This window comes from Kitasatospora sp. NPDC015120 (assembly GCF_043080305.1).
In the GTDB taxonomy this organism is placed as follows: Bacteria; Actinomycetota; Actinomycetes; order Streptomycetales; family Streptomycetaceae; genus Kitasatospora.
The window spans coordinates 199,970-218,535 of the sequence record NZ_JBIBVJ010000006.1 but is presented as its reverse complement, the minus strand read 5'-3'; the positions used below and the strand labels follow the sequence as shown (position 1 = coordinate 218,535).

Below are 18,566 nucleotides of genomic sequence, written 5' to 3'. Positions count from 1 at the left end.
TCGAACCGGGGGTCGGGCGGGCGGGGGTCGGTCCGCCGGGGTGGCCGGGCGGCCGGGTTGGCCGGGGCGGTCCTCAGCGCGGGGTGAGCCGGACCGGGAGGCGGTCCAGGCCGAAGTTGATGATCGAGCGGTTGAACTCCGCCGGGCCGGCAGGCTCGATCGACGAAGCCTTCTCCAGCGCCGCCGTGAACAGCGCGCTCAGCTCGGTCTTCGCCAGCGGCGCGCCGATGCAGTAGTGGGCGCCCAGGCCGAGCGCCAGGTGCTTGTTGGGCGAGCGGTCGAGGCGGATCTCCTCGGGCGCCTCGAAGGCCTCCGGATCCCGGTTCGCCGACCACACCCAGACCGCGACCCGGTCGCCCCGGCGGATCTGCCGGCCCGCCAGTTCGATGTCCCGGGTGGCGGTGCGCAGCGTGTGCAGCCCGACCGAGGTCCAGCGCAGCAGTTCGTCCACCGCCGAGTCCATCGACACCTCGCCGCGCTGCAGCTGCCGCCACAGGTCGGGCCGGTTGACCAGGGTGTGCAGCCCCATCGCGGCGGTGTGGCGGACCGTCTGGACGCCGCCGACCACGATGTTGTCCAGGTTGAGCACGACGTCCTCGACCGGCAGCAGCCGGCCGTTCACCTTGTAGGTGGCCATCATCGAGATGAGGTCGTCACGCGGGTCGCTGCGCCGCAGCATCACCTGGTGCAGCAGGTAGGGGATCAACTGCTGGTGTCCGGCCCGGCGTTCCTCCGGAGTGGCGCCGAGGAACGCCACGTCGCAGACCCGGACCACCAGGTCGCGGTCCTTCTCGGGAACGTCCAGCAGGTCGCACATGACGGCCAGCGGCAGCGCGGAGACGACGTCGACGAGGTCCGCCTCGCCCTGCTCGACGGCCCGGTCGAAGAGCTCGGCGGCCCGGTCGGCGATCGAGCGGGAGGCGCCGCGCACCCCGCCCTTGGAGAAGAACGGGTTGGCGGGGGCCCGCAGTTCACGGTGCCGGGGCGGGTCGGTGAGGGCCATCATCCGGCCCGAGCCGACCGGGACGTTGCCGACACCGGCGCCCAGCAGCGAGCCGGACTCCGAGCTGAACACGGCCGCGTTGCGCAGGACGTCGGCCGACTCCCGGTAGGTCATCACCGACCAGATCGGCCCGTCGTCGACGGTGTCGGTGCGGTGGACGGGGGCCTCGGCGCGCAGTTCGGCGACCAGCTCCGGGGTGTCGGGGCGGGCCCACAGCGCGGGGTCGGTGAGGTCGACGGAGGTGGTGGTCACCATGACGGCTGCTCCTTGGTGGCGGTGGCGGTGGCGGTGATGGTGGTGGTGGTGGGGAGGATGGGGCGGGTGCTCAGGAGGGTGCTCAGGAGGTCGACCGGGCCGGGCCGGTCGACGGTGGCGAGCAGGTGCCCGCCGGGCAGGACGCGGTGGCCGAAGGCGCCCCGGGTGTGGGCGGCCCAGCCGGTGAGGTCGGTGGTGGCGAGCATCGGGTCGTCGGCGCCGGCCAGCGCGTACAGTGCGGAGCCGATCGGGGCATGCGGCCGGTACCGGTAGGTGGCGCTGACCGCGAGGTCGGTGCGGATGCCGCCGAGGGCCAGCTCGACCAGCTCCGGATCGGCCCGGACCAGTTCCTCCAGGCCGGTCAGGCGCAGGAGTTCGGCGGCGTCGAGGTCCTTGGACTCGCGCTCGGTCCACTCGGCCGGGCAGGGCGCCCCCGCCACCACGACCAGCTCGGGCCTTCGGTCGGCGGGCAGCGCCCGGGCCACCTCGTAGGCGAGCAGCGCGCCGAAGCTCTGCCCGTAGAAGGCGGCCCGGTGGCCGGGGCCGAGGTGCGGGAGGAGGGCCGCGGTGACCGCCTCGACCAGGGCGGCGAAGCCGGCGGGCATCGGGTCGCGGCTGCGGCCGCCGCGCGCCGGCGGGCGCAGCGCCCACACTTCGGCGGCGGGGGCGAGATGGCGCGCCAGCGGGGTGAAGGCGGTGGCGTCCCCGCCGGCGTGCGGGAAGCAGAACAGCCTGACGGGGGCGGCGGGCCGTGGCGCGGGGAGGAGGAACCAGTCCCCCTCGGTGCGGGGCCGGGTGGCCGGGACGGCCGGTGCCGGGCGCGGCCGGGTGGAGGCGGCGGAGGCGAGGACCCGGGCCGCAGACCCCTCGGCCGGGGCGGCGGGCGGAGCGACCGGCCGACGGCCAGCACCGGGCTGCACACCGGCGACCGCCGGGCGCGGCCGAGGAGTGATCGGCGGCCGGGCGGCGGCGGAGGCGAGCAACCGGGCCGCAGCACCGTCGGCCGGAGGAACCGGCCGACGGGCAGCACCGGGCTGCACACCGGCGACCGCCGGGCGCGGCCGAGGAGTGATCGGCGGCCGGGCGGCGGCTCCACCGGCCGGGACGACCTCCGCAGCGACCGGCTGACGAGCGCCGGGCTGCACGTCGGCGGCCGTCACGGGGACGAACGGTCGCGGAACCGTGCCGGCGGCCGACAGGCGTTCGGGCGGTGCACCGGAGCCGTGTGCGCCCCCATCGACTCCTCCCGGCGCCGGTGTCGCCGGCTGCCGAGCCCCGAGTCGCGGGCCACCGGCCGCCACGGCCACGGCCGTCGGGCGACCGGCCGCCGCGTCGCCCGGTGCTGTGGCACCGATGACCGGCCGCGAGCGGGGAGTGGCTGCCTGGCGAGCGGAGGCAGGCGCCCGGGACTCAGCTGCATCGGCCGGAACCGGGACCCCGCTCGGTGAAGGGTCGGCGACCATCGCCGGACCACCAACCGCCACAGAAGCGGCCACTCCCCCGGCCGAACCCACCGGCGGCCGCGCGGAAGAACCGCACTTGGCCGCAGAGAGCGTCACCGGCTGCCGGACGCCGGACGGCGGGCCACCAGCGATGACAGGGCCGACCGCCACCGCAGCGGGGTACGCCTCAGGCGTCACCGGCTGCCGGGCTCCGGACAGCGGGTCGGGGGTGGTGTTCATCGGACGGCCGGGCGGCGGGGGGCGAGGGTGGGGCGGGCGGCGGCCGGGGCGGTGGTGGTGGCGCGCTGGACGGCCTCGGTGAAGGCGGCGAGGTCGGCGGCGTCCAGCAGGTGGCGCAGCTGGAGCTCGACGTTGAGCTTGCGGCGCAGCAGGTGGACCACCCGCAGGGCGGCGAGGGAGTGGCCGCCGAGGGTGAGGAAGTCGTCGGTGGGCAGCACCTCGGGAACGCCGAGCACGGTGCGCCACACCTCGGCGACCTGCTCCGCCACGCCCCCGCCGGCGGCCTCCGGCGCCGCCGGGGCGGCCGGGGCGGGCAGGGCGCGGTGGTCGACCTTGCCGTTCGGGGTGAGCGGCAGTGCGTCCAGGACGGTCACGGTGGCCGGCACCAGGTGGGCGGGCAGGGTACGGCGCAGGGCGGCGGTCAGGGCGGCGGGGTCGGCCGAGGGGCCGGTGACGTAGGCGGCGAGCCGGGTGTCCCCGGGTGCGGGCTCGTGCACGGTGACGGCGGCGGCGCCGACGCCGTCCAGGGCCGCGACCGCGTGCTCGACCTCGCCGAGTTCGACGCGGAAGCCGCGCAGCTTGACCTGGCGGTCCACCCGGCCGACGTACTCCAGCAGGCCGTCCGCGGAGCGGCGGGCCCGGTCGCCGGTGCGGTACATCCGGGCGCCCGGCCCGGGGGCGAACGGGTCGGCGACGAACCGGCCGGCGGTCAGGCCCGGCTGCCCGGCGTAGCCGTGGGCGAGGCCGGGCCCGCCGAGGTACAGCTCGCCGACCGCGCCGGGCTCGGTGACCGGCACCAGCCGCTCGTCCAGCAGGTGGGCGCGGACGCCGGGCAGCGGCGCGCCGAGGTGCGGGCCGGGGCCGGTGATCCGGGCGGCGATCGCGTCGACGGTGCACTCGGTGGGCCCGTAGAGGTTGTACGCCTCGATGCCGCCGTCGGCCAGCTCCCGCCAGGTGCGCCCGGGGACGGGCTCGCCGCCCATGAACAGGCGCGGGACGCGGGCGCCGCCGCCGAGCAGCGGCTCGCGCAGCAGCTGCCAGTGGGACGGGGTCAGGTCGAGGTCGGTGACGGCGTGCTCGTCGAGCAGGGCGGCCAGGGCGGCCGGGTCGGAGCGCCGGGCGTCGTCGACGACCACGAGGGTGTCGCCGCGGCAGATCCGGGCCCACTGCTGGACGGAGGCGTCGAAGGAGACGCTGGCGTTCCAGGCGACGACGGCCGGTTCGGGGCGGTAGGCGCCGATCCCCTCCAGGCCCGCGACGAGGTCGGCGACCGCGCCGTGCGGCACCTCCACGCCCTTGGGGCGGCCGGTGGAGCCGGAGGTGTAGATGACGTAGGCGGGGTCCAGCGGGTGCGGGGCGTCCGGGGCGGCCGGGCCGGGCGCGGCGGCGTCCGGGCGCAGGACCGCGACACCGGCCGGGACGGGCGGCGCCGTCTCGGCGCTGACCACGGCGGTCAGCCGGGCGTCGGCGGCCATGAAGGCGATCCGCTCGGCCGGGTAGGCGGGGTCCAGCGGGACGTAGGCGGCGCCGGCCCGCCAGACGGCGAGCAGCGCGACCGGCAGGTCGAGGGTGCGGGCGAGGTGGACGCCGACCCGGTCGCCGCGCCGCACGCCGGCGGCGCGCAGGGCGGCGGCCAGGGTGGCGGTGCGGCGCTCCAGGGCGGCGAAGTCGAGGCTGCCGTCGGCGGCGTGCACGGCGGGCCGGCCGGGGTGGGCGGCGACGGCGGCGCGCAGCCGGGACAGCAGGCCGGCGGCGGCGGCGGGGGTGGACGGGGCGGCGGTGACCGGCTCCGCGAAGGTGGTCATGGCGGGGGTGCTCCTCACTGGGCTGGGCTGACGGGTGGGGTGGGGCGGTGGTGTCCGGAGCCGGGGTCAGACGTCGGCGGCCAGGCGGGCCAGGGCCGCCGCGTAGGCGTCCATGAACTCCTCCGCCGTGGCGTCGTCGACCAGCGCCCGCTGGTGGTCCACGGCGAGCAGCACCCGCCGGGTGACCGGGTCCTGGATCAGCGAGGCGCCGAAGGTGAAGCTGTTCGGCTCGTGCCGGTAGGTGGGCTCGGTGCCGATCCGGCCGTCCTCGATGCGGGCCGAGCTGAGCCGGCCGAGCGCGTGGAAGCGCAGGTAGCCGAACTGGCTGTCGAGCGCGGTGTCGGCCATCATCCGGGCCAGCCGGGCGAACGGCACCCGGCGGTGCGGCATCATGTCCAGCTCCTCGCGGTGCACGTGCCGCACCAGCGCCGCCAGGTCCTCCCCGGGTTCGGCGACCAGCGGGACGGTGTTGAGGAAGAGCCCGTAGACCTCGGTGCCGCCGAGGCGTTCCAGCCGGCCGTTCATCGCCAGTCCGGTGGTGACCCGGCGCCGCCCGGTGATGCGGGCGAGGGCGTGCAGGTGGGCGGCGAGGGCGACGGACTTGACCGGGACGCCGAGCGCGTCGGCGACGGCCCGCAGCTGCCCGGGGGCGTCCGGCAGCACCCGTTCGACGGTGCGCGGCAGCTCGTGGACGTCCTCGCTGCCCGGCCAGAGCTGGCCGGTGGCGCCGTCGAGCCGCCGGTGCCAGTAGGCGAGCGAGTCCTCGTCCGCGGCGGCGGCCCGTTCGACGGCCACGAAGTCGCGGAAGGCGGTGCGCGGCGGCGGGGCGGGCGCGGAGACCGGGTCGGCGGCGAGCGCGGCGTGCCGTTCGAGGATCTCGGTGAGCAGGGAGGTGAAGCTCCAGCCGTCGAGGATCGCGTGGTGTTCGGAGACGGTGAGCTGGAAGGCGTCGGCGGCCAGGCGCTGGACGGTCAGCCGGAACAGCGGGGGCGCGGTGAGGTCGAACGGCCGGTCGCGGTGGTGCTCGAAGACGGCCCGGATCGCGGCGTCCTGCTCCTGCTCGGTGCGCCCGCGCAGGTCGGCGAACTCGACCGGGGCGGGCAGCGTGCCGTGCACCAGCTGGAGCGGTTCGCCGTAGCCGGAGAGGTCGAGGCCGGTGCGCAGCACGGCGTGCCGGGCCATCGCCTCGTTGACGGAGCGGCGCAGCGCGGTCTCGTCGAGCTCGCCGCCGAAGCGGTAGGAGTTGACGTTGTGGTAGCTGTCGGTGCCGCCGGCGACCTCCATGTGGAAGACCATCGAGAGCTGCATGGAGACCATCGGGTAGGCGTCGACGATCCCGGGCGGCAGCCCGGCCCGGTCGTCCTCGTCGATCAGCGCGAACGGCCGGCCGGCGTCGGGGCCGGCCTCCACGGGCCGGGCCAGCGGCAGCAGGGCGGCGACGGTGGGCGCGTTGAAGACGTCCCGCAGGGAGAGCTGCCAGCCCCGGTCGTGCAGGGCGCCGGCCAGCTGGACGGCGCGGATGGAGTCGCCGCCGAGGTGGAAGAAGTCGTCGTGGACGCCGATCCCGGGCACCCCGAGCACCTCGGTCCACACGGCGGCGAACAGTTCCTCCTCGGGGGTGCGCGGCTCGACGTGCCGCCCGGTCCGTCCGGGAGCGGCGCGCCCGGGGGCGGGCAGGGCGGCGCGGTCGACCTTGCCGTTGACGGTGAGCGGCAGGGCGTCCAGCACGGTGACGCTCGCCGGGACCATGTAGGCGGGCAGCGAGCGGCCGAGGAAGCCGCGCAGGTCCTCGGGGGCACGGCCGGTGACGTAGGCGGCGAGCCGGTCCTCGTGCACGGTGACCACGCAGGCCTCGACGTCCGGGTGGGCGGCGAGGGCGTTCTCGATCTCGCCGAGCTCGATCCGGAAGCCGCGCAGCTTGACCTGGAAGTCGGCGCGCCCGACGTACTCCAGGCCGCCGTCCGGCAGCCGCTTGGCGACGTCGCCGGTGCGGTAGAGGCGGGCGCCGGGCGGTCCGGCGGGGTCGGCGACGAAGCGGCCGGCGGTGAGGCCGGGGCGGCCCCAGTAGCCGTGGGCGAGGCTGCCGCCGCCGATGTAGAGCTCGCCGGGCACGCCGGGCGGGCAGGGGCGCAGCCAGTCGTCCAGGACGGCCGCGGTGAGGTGGGCCATCGGTTCGCCGATGAGGCTGCGCCCGAAGCCGGCGCCGCCCTCGGCGACGTCGTGGACGGTGACGTGGACGGTGGTCTCGGTGATGCCGTAGAGGTTGCAGAGCCGGGCGGGCGGCGGCGGGTCGAGCTCGTGCCAGCGCTGGACGACGCCCGGGTCCAGGGCCTCGCCGCCGAGCATGATCCAGCGCAGCGCGGGCAGCGCCCGGGGGCGGCGGCGCAGCGCCGGTTCGAGCTGGCGCAGCGCGGAGGGGGTGAGGCACAGGTGGGTGACGTCCTGCTCGTCGAGGAGCGCGGCGAACTCCTCGGGCGAGCGGCTGGTCAGGTAGGGCACGACGAGCAGGCGGGCGCCGTGCAGCAGCGCGCCCCACAGTTCCCAGACGGTCCAGTCGAAGGCGTAGCTGTGGAAGAGCGTCCAGGTGGTGCCGGGGCCGAAGCCGAAGTGCTCGCGGCCGGAGTCGAGCAGCCGGGTCACGTGCTCGTGGGCGACGGCGACGCCCTTGGGGCGGCCGGTGGAGCCCGAGGTGAAGATCAGGTAGGCGAGGTCGCCGGGGCGGCCGGCGGCGGGCGGGCGGGTGTCGGGGCGGGCGGCGATCTCGGCGGCCCGGGCGGTGAGGTCGAGGGTCCGCCAGGGGCCGTCGGGGGCGCGGTCGGGGCGGTCGGTGAGCACGGCGGTGACGGCGGTGTCGCCGAAGACCAGGGCGGCCCGGTCGGCGGGGGCGGCGAGGTCGACCGGCACGTAGGCGGCGCCGGTCTTGAGGACGGCGAGGACGGCCACCGGGACGGCGACGGTGCGTTCCAGCAGCAGGCCGACCCGGTCGCCGGGGCGCACCCCGTGGGCGCGCAGGGTGTGGGCCAGCCGGTTGGCGCGGCGGTCGAGTTCGGCGTAGTCGAGGCGCTCCCGCCCGTCGTCGACGGCCGGCCGGGCGCCGTGCGCGTCGGCGGCCCGCTCGAAGAGGTGGTGCAGGCAGTGGCCGTCGTCGAGCCGGGCGGGGCGGGGCCGCTGCCCGGCCGCGGGGGCGGCGGTGAGCCGGAGCACGGTGGCGTCCGGGTCGGCGAGGGCGGCGTCCAGCAGGGCCGCGTAGTCGGCGGCGAGACGGCGGACGGTGGCGGCGTCGAAGAGGTCGGTGCGGTACTCGGCCTCGCCGCGCAGGGCGTCCGGCCGGTCGCCGGCGGGCTCGAAGACGGACCAGGTGAGGTCGAACTTGCTGGTGCCGTTGGAGCGGACGGTGCGCCGGCCGGTGGCCGCGCCGAGGGCGAGCGGGGTGTCGTCCTCGCCGTGGGCGCCGAACACCACCTGGACCAGCGGCGGGTGTTGCGGGGTGCGGGCGGTGCCGAGGTGGTCGACCAGTTGGTCGAAGGGCACGTCGAGGTAGCCGAAGGCGTCGAAGGCGCCGTCCTGGAGGTCGGTGACCAGCTCGCGGAAGGTCGCGCCCGGGGAGAGCCTGATGCGCAGTGGCAGCAGATTGACGAAGTAGCCGAGCAGGTCGGCGAGTTCGGGACGGTTGCGGGTGGTGACCGGGGTGCCGACGAGCAGGTCGTCGGCGCCGGTCCAGCGGTTCAGCAGCAGGGCGAAGGCGGCGAGCTGCACGGTGAACGGGGTGGCGCCCTCCTGTTCGGCGAGGGCCCGGACCCGGGCGGCGGTGCCGGGGGCGAGGCCGAAGTGCTCGGTGGCGCCGCGTTCGCTCCGTTCGGCGGGGCGCGGGCGGTCGGCGGGCAGGTCGAGCAGGGCGGGTGCGCCGTCGAGGCGGTCCTTCCAGTAGGCGAGGTGCTCCTCGTAGGAGGTGAGCCGCTCCTCCTCGGCCCAGTCGGCGTACCCGGTGGCGAGGGCCGGCAGGTCCGGGGTCCGCTGTTCGGCGAACGCCCGGTAGTGTTCGGCGAGTTCGCGCTCGAAGAGTTCGGCCGACCAGCCGTCCCAGATGATGTGGTGGACGACGAACAGCAGGATGGTGCGCTCGTCGGCGAGCCGGAACGCCTCGGCGCGCAGCAGCGGGCCGGTGGCGAGGTCGAACGGCTCGGCGGCCCGTTCGGCGATCAACTCCTCGGACCGGCCGGCGCGTTCGGCTTCGGGCAGGGCCCGCAGGTCGGTGACGGCCAACGGCACGGCGAGGGTGTCGTGGACGTGCTGGCGGGGGCCGTCGGGGTGCAGGGCGAAGGTCGTGCGCAGGGCCTCCTGGCGGGCGGTGACGGCGTCCAGGGCGCGGGCCAGCAGGCCGAGGTCGAGCGGGCCGGTGACCTCGTAGGTCCAGGGGGTGGTGTAGGTGATGCTCCTCGGGTCCAGGTGGCCGAGGAACCAGAGGCCGCGCTGGAGGCCGGACACGGGTGCGGTGCGGGCCCGGGCGGCCCGGGCGTCGTCGGACGGGCGCACGGCCTCGTTCCCTTCGGTGCGACGGGGGTCGGGGTGGCCGGTCATCACGAGGCCAGCCGTTCGGCGATGGCGCCCACGGTGCGGCCGCGGAACACCACGTGCGGCGCGACCTTGGTGCCGGTCTGCTGGGAGAGCTTCATGGCGACCCGGACGGCCGCCAGCGAATTGCCGCCGATGCGGAAGAAGTTGGTGTCCGGTCCGAGGTCGTCCGGCAGGTCCAGGACGGCGCGCACGGCGTCGGCGACCAGCCGCTGGTGCGGGGTGAGCGGGTCCGCCGGGGCGGCGGCGCGGCGCGCGGCGGGGGCCGGCAGCGCCTTGCGGTCGACCTTGCCGTTGGGGTTGAGCGGCAGGGCGTCCAGCACGTCGACGGTCGCGGGCACCATGTGCTCGGGCAGCAGCCCGGCCAGGTGGTCCAGCAGCGCCTCGGGGGCGGTGGCGTCCGCGGCCGCGTCGAGGGTGACGTAGGCGGCGAGCCGGTGGTCGCCGGGGGCGGGCTCGTGGACGGTGACGGCGGCCTCCCGGACGGCGGGGTGGCGGGTCAGCGCGTCCTCGATCTCACCGGGTTCGACCCGGAAGCCGCGGACCTTCACCTGGTCGTCGATCCGGCCGGTGATCTCCAGCAGCCCGTCCGGGCGCCGGTGGCCGAGGTCGCCGGTGCGGTACAGCCGCTCGCCGGGGGCGCCGAACGGCGAGGCGACGAAGCGCTCGGCGGTCAGCGCGGGCCGGCCGACGTAGCCGTGGGCGAGGCCGCCGCCGGCCGCGTAGAGCTCGCCGGTGATGCCGTCGGGGACGGGCTCCAGCCGTTCGTCCAGGACGTGGACCGCCTTGCCGTGCAGCGGGCGCCCGATCGGGACGGCGGCGCCGGCGGCGTCCTCGGCGGTGGCGCGGTGGCAGGTGGTCAGGCCGAGGCTCTCCACCGGGCCGTAGCCGTTGGCGACGACCAGGTCCGGGTACTGGCCGAGCGCCTTGCCGACATGGGTGACGGAGGCCCGCTCGCCGGCCGTGAAGGCCACCTTGAGGTCGTCGTAGGTCTCCGGGAACTCCTCCAGCAGGAAGTTGAACAGGCTGGCGGAGAGCTGGAGCTGGGTGACGCCGTGGCGCCGGGTCAGCTCGGCGATGGCCTGCGGGTCGGGCCGCTGGCCGGGCTGCAGCACGCAGACGCCGCCGAAGGCCAGCGCGCCGTACAGCTCCAGGGCGAAGGCGTCCCAGGAGACCGGGGAGCACTGCAGCCAGACCTCGCCGGGCCCGAAGCGGGCGTAGTCCTGGCCGAGGTAGGTGGTGGTGAGCGCGCGGTGCGGCACCGCGGCGCCCTTGGGGCGGCCGGTGGAGCCGGAGGTGAACATCACGCAGGCGAGGTCGTCGCCGGTGACCGGCACGCCCGGGTCGTGGGCGGGGCGGGCGGCGATCGCGGCGGCCTGCGCGTCCAGGTCGAGGTGGCGCCCGACCGGGAACGGCGGGCTCGCGTGCCGGTGGGTGACCAGCAGCGAGGCCGCGCAGTCGGCGAACGCGCCGGCCAGCCGGCCGGCCGGGAAGTCCGGGTCGAGCAGGGTGTAGGCGGCGCCGGTCCTGAGCACGGCGAGCAGGGCGACCACCAGGTCCGGTCCGCGTTCGACGAGCACGGCGACGGTGTCGCCGCGGCCGGTCCCGCCGGCGGCCAGGTGGTGCGCCAGCCGGTTCGCCCGGGTGTCCAGCTCGCCGTAGGAGAGGCGCTGCTCGCCGCAGACCAGGGCGGTCGCGGCGGGGGCGCCGGCGGCCCGGGCCCCGACCAGGGCGTGCACCGGCGTCCCGACGGCGGCGGCGAGGGTGCCGAGCCAGGCCTCGCAGAGCTCGGCCATGGTGGCGGCGTCGAACAGGTCGGAGTCGTACTCGAAGCGGCCGGTGAAGTCGGTGCCCCGGTCGTCGACGGAGACCGACAGGTCGAAGCGGGAGACCGGGTTGGAGTACAGCTCCCGGGTCACCTCGATGCCGCCGACGGTCAGCGGGCGGGTGTCCAGCGGGTGCAGTTCCAGCAGCACCTGGCAGAGCGGGTTGCGGTTCTCGGCGCGGTCGTCCGGGCGGTCCTCCAGGACGCTCGCCGCGATGTCGTCGAACGGCGCCTCCTGGTGGCGGTAGCCGGCGATCGCCACCTCGCGGACGTGCCGGACGAGGTCGCGGAAGTCCATGGTCTCGCCGACCCGCACCCGCAGCGGCAGCAGGTTGACGAAGTAGCCGACCAGGGCGTCGAGTTCGGCCCGGCCGCGGACGCTCACCGGGGAGCCGAGCACCAGGTCGCGCTGCCCGGTGCGGCGGTGCAGGGTGAGCGCCAGACCGGCCAGCAGGACCATGAACGGGGTGGCGTCCTCGCTGCGGGCCAGCGCGCGGACCGCCTCGGCGACCGGGCGCGGCATCGCGAAGCGGTGGAAGTCGCCGCGGAAGCGCTGGACCTCGGGCCGGGGGTGGTCGGTGGGCAGCGCGGGTTCGGTCGGCGCGTCGGCCAGGTGCTCGCGCCAGTGGGCGAGTTGGCGCTCGGCGTGGGCCGGGTCCCGGTACTGCCAGGCGCTGTAGTCGGCGTACTGGACGGCGGGCTCGGGCAGCCCGGCCGGGCGGCCGGCGGCCAGCGCCTCGTACAGGGCGGCGAGTTCGCTCTCCAGGACGGGCAGCGAGCCCTCGTCCCAGACGATGTGGTGGCAGAGCAGCAGCAGGGTGGCGGTGTCCCCGGTGCGGTAGAGGTGGGCGCGCAGCAGCGGGCCGTGCTCCAGGTCGAAGGGGACGAGCGCGGCCTCGGCGACCAGGGCGTCGACCCGCCCGGCCTCGGTGTCGGTCACCGTGAACGGCACGTCCACGGTGGGGTGGACCAGCTGACGGGGGCCGTCCTCGGCCAGCTCGAAGGTGGTGCGCAGCGCCTCGTGCCGCGCCACCACGCCCTCCAGGGCCCGTCGCAGCAGCTCCGCGTCGACCGGGCCGGCGAAGCGGAACACCCAGGGCACGATGTAGGTGGGCGCGCCCGGGTTCCACTGGTCGAGGAACCAGAGTCCGCGCTGGTTCGGGGAGAGCGGTGCCGAGGCGGCGCCGAGGCGGGTCGGCGGCGGGCGCTCGCCGTCGGCGGCGGCGGTGACGGCGGCGGCGAACTCCGCGAGGGTCGGGGCGTCGAAGATGGTGTACGGGGAGATCATCCCGAAGACGTCGAAGACCCGGCCGACCACCCGCACGGCGGTGAGCGAATCCCCGCCCAGGTGGAAGAAGTTGTCGTCGGCGCGGACCTCGGGCACGCCCAGCACGTCCGCCCAGACGGCGGCGATCAGCTGCTCGGCGGGGGTGCGCAGCGGGCGGCCGGCCGGGGCGGCGTCCGGCGCGGGCGGCGCGGCCTGCGGCTCGGGCAGCGCGGTGCGGTCGGTCTTGCCGCCGACGGTCAGCGGGAAGGCGTCCAGCACCGTGAGGGTGGCCGGGACCATGTGCTCGGGCAGCCGCTCGGCCAGATGGGCGCGGAGCGCGGCGGGGTCGGGGGCGTCGCCGGTGACGTAGCCGGCGAGCCGGCCCTCGTGGGCGACGACCACGGCGCCGGCGACGCCGGGGCGGGCGGCGAGCAGCTGCTCGATCTCCCCGGGCTCGACCCGGAAGCCGCGGATCTTCAGCTGGTGGTCGGCGCGGCCGACGAACTCCAGCGGGGCGTCCGGGCCCTCGCGGCGCACCACGTCGCCGGTGCGGTACATCCGGGCGCCCGGCTCGGGCGCGAACGGGTCCGCCACGAACCGGCCCGCCGTCAGGCCCGGGCGGCCGTGGTAGCCGGAGGCGAGCAGCGGTCCGCCGAGGTAGAGCTCGCCGCTCTCGCCGGGCCCGGTGACCGGGCGCAGCCGGTCGTCCAGGACGTAGGCGCGCCGGTCGCCCAGCGGGGTGCCGATCGGGACCGGCTCCGTGTGCGGGGCGCCGGACAACTCGTGGACGGTGGCGGTGACCACGGCCTCGGTGGGCCCGTAGGCGTTGAGCAGCGGCACTCCGGTGGCGGCCCACCAGACGGCCGCGGTGTCCGGGTAGAGCCGGTCGCTGCCGGAGATCATCAGGCGCAGGGTGCGCGGGGCGCGGGCGCGGGCGCGCAGGGCCGTCACCACCTCCCGGAAGTAACCGGCCGGGAGGTTGGCCACGGTGACGCCCTCGGCGTCCAGCAGGTCCAGCAGGGCGTCCGGGCCGAGCAGGTGCTGCTCGGGGACGAGCAGGCAGGCTCCGGCGGACAGCGTGGTGAGCACCTGCTCGACGGCGACGTCCACGGTGGGGCGGGCGAGGTGCAGAACGACGTCGTCGGCGGTGAGGCCGAAGCGCTCGACGGCGGCCGCCAGGTGCCCGGTCAGCGCGTCCAGCGGCACGTGCACGCCCTTGGGGCGGCCGGTGGTGCCGGAGGTGTAGAGCAGGTAGCCGGGGGCGGGCGCGGCGTCGGGCCCGTCGGCGGGCGTGAGGCGGACGAGCTCGCCGTCGGTGAGGGCGAGAGCGGCGCCGGCGTCCTCGCGGATCCAGCGGTTGCGCTCCTCGGGGGCCTCCCGGTCCAGCGGCAGGTAGGTGGCCCCGGCCCGCAGGGCGGCGAGCAGGCCGACCAGGTGGTCGAGCCGGTCGCGGCCGGTGACGGCCACCGTCCGCCCGGGGGCGATCCGGGCGGCGAGGGCGCCGCTCAGCTCGTCCAGCTCCCGATAGCGGAGGGTCCGGGCGCCGAGCCGTACGGCCGGCCGGTCCGGATACCGGTGCGCGACGGATATGAAGGGGAAACCGCGAGATTCCATCATCCAACCCCGATGAATTGACGACGCTGCGGGCAGTGGTCCCGACCCTAGGGCGGTCTTCCGGGCCCGATCGGCAGAACTCCCGGAAGACCATCGGCAGTTTCAACTGCCGCTCTGCCAGAGGGATTTGGCGAAACGCGACCGGCCCGCCGGGGTGCACGGGGGCGCCTCGGCGGGCTCGGGGGAACACGGTCTTCGGTTGTCGCGGAAAGCGGCTCAGAATTCCCGGGAGAAATCCGGGGACCACACGTCGGCCCGGTCCAGCGCGGCCGGGGTGTATTTCCCGAGCGCGCTGATCAGCAGCCGCAGTTCGAGTGCGAGGCACTCGGCGAAGCGGACCAGCCCCGCCTGCGGGTCCTCGGCGGCGGCCAGCAGGGCCGCCCGGCCCAGGCCCACCGCGCGGGCACCCAGCGCCAGGCTCTTGACCGCCCGGCCGCCCTCCCACATCCGGCCCGAGACCAGCAGGCAGGGCGGCGGCCCGGCGGCCGCCAGCCGGCGCAGGCACTCCGCGAGCGGCAGCCCGACCTGCGCCGGGAAGACGCCCGGCGCCCAGCCGGTGCCGCCCTCCGCACCGTCCACGGTGACGGCGTCGGCGCCCGCCTCGGCGGCCACCCGGGCGGCCTCGGCGACGTCCCGGCCGGGATGCAGCTTCACCCAGACCCGGGCCCGGGGGAAGTTGTTGCGCATCAGCCGGATCTGCTGGCGCAGGATCTCCGGGGTGAAGGTGCCCGGGGTGCCGGCGCGCAGCACCCGGCCGTCCTCGCCGAAGACCGGGTCCAGGCCGTAACGGTCGCCGAGCCGGGCGGCGGCGTCCGGCTCCAGGACGGTCATCCCGCCGAGCCCCGGCTTCGCCCCCTGCCCGACCTTCAACTCGAAGGCCAGGCGCCCGGATTCGAGCAGCGGAAGGGCCGCCGGGTCGCTGTGGAGCAGGTTCCACACCTCGGCGTCGGCGTCCTCGGTGGACTGCTGGACGGCCACCCCGCCCAGCCCGTCCGGCAGGTGCTCGGCGTAGGCCCGCAGCCGGCCGAGCAGGGCGCGGTCGGCGGCCTCGCCGAGCCGCCCGTAGCCGTTCACCGGGACGATGTTCTCGCCGATCACCATCGGCAGGCCGAGCGCGCCCGCCTGCCGGCTCAGCGCCAGGCCGAGATCCCCGCCGGCCGCCCGGGTGGAGCCGGTCGCGGACACGTACACCGGCAGGGCGGACGCGAACCCGCCGATGGTGGTGGTGAGTTCGACGTCCCGGTAGTCCGGCTCGCGGCCCAGGTCGATCAGCTTGGCCAACCGCTGCGGCACGAAGACCGGCGGCACGATCCGCAGCGCGTCCAGCGCGTCCGGGGCCTGCGCCGGACCGGATCCGCCGGCCGGGCGCTCGGCGCCGAACAGCACCTGTCCGTAGCTGCCGGGCGGCGGGAAGGCCGCCGCCGTCCCGGCCCTGGCCCGCTGCCGGACCTCCTCCTCCGGGAACCCGGGGGCGCTGAGGTCGCTCACGGCGAGACCACCCCCGCCACCTTCGGGAACGCGCTGGCCTGCCAGACCGCGTCCAGCCCGGCGACGTAGCGGGTCAGCCGCTCGACGCCGATGCCGAAGCCGGCGCTGCCGGGCACGCCCTCGCGGACCAGGTCCAGGTACCAGCGGTACTTCTGCGGGTTCTCCCCCGTCTCGCGCATCCGGGTGACGATCTCGGCGTAGTCGTTGGTGCGCTGGCTGCCGCTGCAGAGCTCGCCGTACCCCTCGGCCGCGATCAGGTCGAAGTTCCGCAGCAGGCCCGGGTCCTCGGGGTTCTCCCGGTCGTAGAAGCCGCGCGAGCCCTTGGGGTAGTCGGTGACGAAGAACGGCCGGTCCCGCCGGCCGGAGAGCAACGCCTCACCGGCCCAGTCGAGTTCGGCGTCCGGGCTCTGCGGGTGGCCCAGGCCCCGGAGTTCGGCGACCGCCTCGGAGTGCCGCATCCGGCCGAAGGAGCCCTTCAGCAGCTCGGCGAAGGCCGCGGTGTCGCGGCCGAGTTCGGCGAACTCCTTGGGCAGCTCGCGCACCGTGCTGCCGACCATGTGGACCACCAGCTCCTCGACGAGCTGCACGGCGTCGTCCCGGCTCGCCCCGGCCACCTCGACGTCGAGCTGGTGGAACTCGGCGAGGTGGCGGCTGGTCCCGGCGGTCTCCAGCGGCTCCAGCCGGACGTTCGGCGCGATGCAGAAGATCTTGTCGAAGGCCAGCAGCGAGGCCTGCTTGTAGAGGATCGCGCTGGTCATCAGCTTGTAGCGGTGGCCGTAGAAGTCGACGTCGACCTGCTTGGAGCCGCGCGAACCGGGGTCGGTGACCGGACCGATGATCGGTGGGAGCAGTTCGGTGAAGCCCCGGCCGCGCAGGTACTCGCGGGCGGCGGAGAGCAGGTGGTGCTGGATCCGCAGCGCGGCGCGGGTGGAGGGGGAGGTCAGGTGGCGGCCGGGGTCCGGAAGCGTCGCGGCGGCGGTCGCGGGGATGGGCCCGTCGGTGGTCATGGCGTGGTGAGTCCCAACTCTCGTGGTGCGGCGGGTGTGCGGTCGTAGGCGAGGTCCGAGGTGTCGAGGTGCGGGGCGGCGAGGTGCGGGGTGTCGAGGTGCGGGGCGGCGAGGTGCGGGGTGTCGAGGTGCGGGGCGGCGAGGTGCGGGGTGTCGAGGTGCGGGGCGGCGAGGCCCTGGCCGGCGAGGTGCGGGGCGCCGGCGGCGCGGCTGTCGTAGCTCCACTGGACGTGGGAGAGCGCGCCGAGCAGGTCGGCGGAGCCGAGGATCGGCGGGCGCGGGCCGCCGGACAGACCGGCGATCGGCATCGCGCCGACGTCGGACCAGTGCAGCCGCCCGTCCGGCCCGAGCGAGCTGCGGGCCCGCCCGGCGTTGTCGGGGTGCAGGCAGTAGGGCACGTCGAGGTAGCCGGCCGCGAAGGCGCGGACCAGCGCCCGGCCGATGTCGGCGTCCAGCTCCAGCACGGCGCCGATCAGCGCCCGCGCCTCCGCCTCGATGCCGGTGTCGGCCGGAGCGCGCGGCGGGCGCAGGTGCTCGGCGCCCGCGGCCGCGGCGGCCGTCTCCAGGGCCCTGACGTTCTCGGCGACGGTCGGGATCCGGTGCGCCTCGGCCGTCGTCTTCACGATCAGCCGGGCCGCCCCGGTGCGCACCGCCAGCCGGGCGGCGTCCTCCAGCAGCAGCCGGGCGCCGCCGGGCGTGCGCGGGAAGACGCCCATGTAGGCGTAGAGCACGAGGTGGTGGTCGACGTCGGGCAGCAGCTCCCCGGCGAGCCGGCCGAGCACGGTCAGCGCCTCCTCGTCCTGCCGGGGGTCGGGCTGCTGGGCGTAGCTGAGCGAGATGCTGCGCAGCCCGTGCTGGCGGAAGAACAGCGCCTCCAGCACGCTCACCGCGATCAGCAGGCTCGGCGGGCAGAGCTGGCCCATCAGACAGCCGCCGAACGTCTCCAGATGCGGTTCGGCGCCGAACTCCCGGATCGAGGCGAGGAGTTCGCAGCTCCGCCGCCAGCTCTCCACCGCCTCGCGCAGCGGGGTGCGGCTGTACGGCAGGCAGTACGAGACCGGGCCGCCCTCGGTGGCGTCCAGGCCGACCGCGAGCAGCGCGCGGACGATGTGCTCGGGCAGCGCCGAGCCGTGCCGGACCTGCACCGGGAATCCCTCACCGGCGAGGCCGCGCAGCACCGCCCGGGTGACGTCCACCGGGTGGCCGGCGATCGGGTAGCCGTTCAGGCCCACGCCGTCGGCCAGCGCGCGGCGGGCGGCGGCGAGGTCGCCGGTGCGGGTGTAGCTGTCCAGGGTGATGGTGCCGACCGTGACGGCGTCGGCGTCCCGGGTGGCGAGCAGGCCCTCGCGCATCCGCAGCGGATCGGCCATGCCCATCCGGGGCTGGACGACCAGGGCGCCGGCGGCACGGGCCCGGGCGACGAAGGCGCCGAAGCCCGCTCCGGCGGGGAGGGAGCCGCCCGGCGCGGCGGTGAGGGCGCTCATCGCGGGCCCCGCGAGACGCTCGCCACGGGCAGGGCCGCGGTGGGCAGCGAGCCCACGAAGGCGCGGAAGTCGGCGACCGAGCGGCCCTCCTCGAAGACGCCGTCGAACCCGGCGGCGAGCAGCGACCGCTGCCGGTCCGGGTCCCCGGGCCCGGCGATGGTGAGCTTTCCGCCGATCACCGTGGGCGTGCCGGACAGCTCGGGGCAGCCGCGCAGGGCGCGGATCACCCGCAGGCCGTCGTGGTAGCCGTGGCCGTTGACACTGCTCAGCACGATGAGGTCGGGCGCGGTCCGGCGGCACTCGGAGACCAGCAGTTCGTCCGGCACGCAGGCGCCCAGGTTGGTCACCCGGTGCCCCAGCTCCTCCAGCAGCAGTTGCAGGAAGACCAGGTTCCAGGTGTGCGAATCCGACGCCATCGTCGTCACGACGACCTCCAGCCCGGGCGGTTCGGCCTCGGCGCGCTGCTGCTCCAACTGGTCCACGGCGCAAACCCTCTGTGTCGGTGAGTGATGGGTCGGTCGGTGATGGGTCGGTGGGTGACGGGTCGGTCGGTGATGGACAGAA

At 76.2% G+C, this 18,566-nt stretch carries 9 protein-coding genes; all 9 read right to left on the bottom strand.

Translation table 11 applies throughout. From position 1 onward, the window contains the following. Positions 1-73: 73 nt before the first annotated feature. Entirely contained in the window at positions 74-1,258 is a 1,185-nt protein-coding gene (locus ACF1AK_RS17445) for a cytochrome P450 (RefSeq protein ID WP_391499627.1), read from the bottom strand. Further along, positions 1,252-2,241 carry a thioesterase II family protein gene (locus ACF1AK_RS17440; protein WP_391499626.1) on the bottom strand — a complete coding sequence of 330 codons (990 nt, stop codon included), beginning with the start codon at positions 2,239-2,241 and terminating at the stop codon, positions 1,252-1,254. Before ACF1AK_RS17440 ends, ACF1AK_RS17445 begins: the two co-directional genes overlap by 7 nt. A 695-nt stretch (positions 2,242-2,936) precedes the next feature. Then, a complete protein-coding gene (locus tag ACF1AK_RS17435) occupies positions 2,937-4,745 on the bottom strand; it encodes a non-ribosomal peptide synthetase (protein ID WP_391499625.1) in 1,809 nt (602 codons plus the stop codon). A 66-nt stretch (positions 4,746-4,811) separates the two neighbouring features. Then, the gene (locus ACF1AK_RS17430; protein WP_391499624.1) at positions 4,812-9,278 is read right to left on the bottom strand and encodes an amino acid adenylation domain-containing protein; all 4,467 of its coding nucleotides are present in this window, start codon (positions 9,276-9,278) and stop codon (positions 4,812-4,814) included. A 44-nt stretch (positions 9,279-9,322) separates the two neighbouring features. Continuing rightward, positions 9,323-14,023, bottom strand: coding sequence for an amino acid adenylation domain-containing protein (locus ACF1AK_RS17425; RefSeq protein WP_391499623.1), 4,701 nt, complete (start codon positions 14,021-14,023; stop codon positions 9,323-9,325). A gap of 216 nt (positions 14,024-14,239) precedes the next feature. Then, positions 14,240-15,511: a glutamate synthase-related protein gene (locus ACF1AK_RS17420; protein ID WP_391499622.1), complete on the bottom strand. Its 1,272-nt coding sequence runs from the start codon at positions 15,509-15,511 to the stop codon at positions 14,240-14,242. Next, positions 15,508-16,518, bottom strand: a complete 1,011-nt coding sequence (locus ACF1AK_RS17415; RefSeq protein WP_391499621.1) for an asparagine synthetase A — start codon at positions 16,516-16,518, stop codon at positions 15,508-15,510. The genes ACF1AK_RS17420 and ACF1AK_RS17415 overlap by 4 nt, the downstream gene beginning before the upstream one ends. Next, the gene (locus ACF1AK_RS17410) at positions 16,515-18,002 is read right to left on the bottom strand and encodes a methylaspartate mutase (RefSeq protein WP_391499620.1); all 1,488 of its coding nucleotides are present in this window, start codon (positions 18,000-18,002) and stop codon (positions 16,515-16,517) included. The genes ACF1AK_RS17415 and ACF1AK_RS17410 overlap by 4 nt, the downstream gene beginning before the upstream one ends. Beyond that, positions 17,999-18,418: a cobalamin B12-binding domain-containing protein gene (locus ACF1AK_RS17405; protein WP_391499776.1), complete on the bottom strand. Its 420-nt coding sequence runs from the start codon at positions 18,416-18,418 to the stop codon at positions 17,999-18,001. Before ACF1AK_RS17405 ends, ACF1AK_RS17410 begins: the two co-directional genes overlap by 4 nt. Positions 18,419-18,566: the final 148 nt, after the last annotated feature.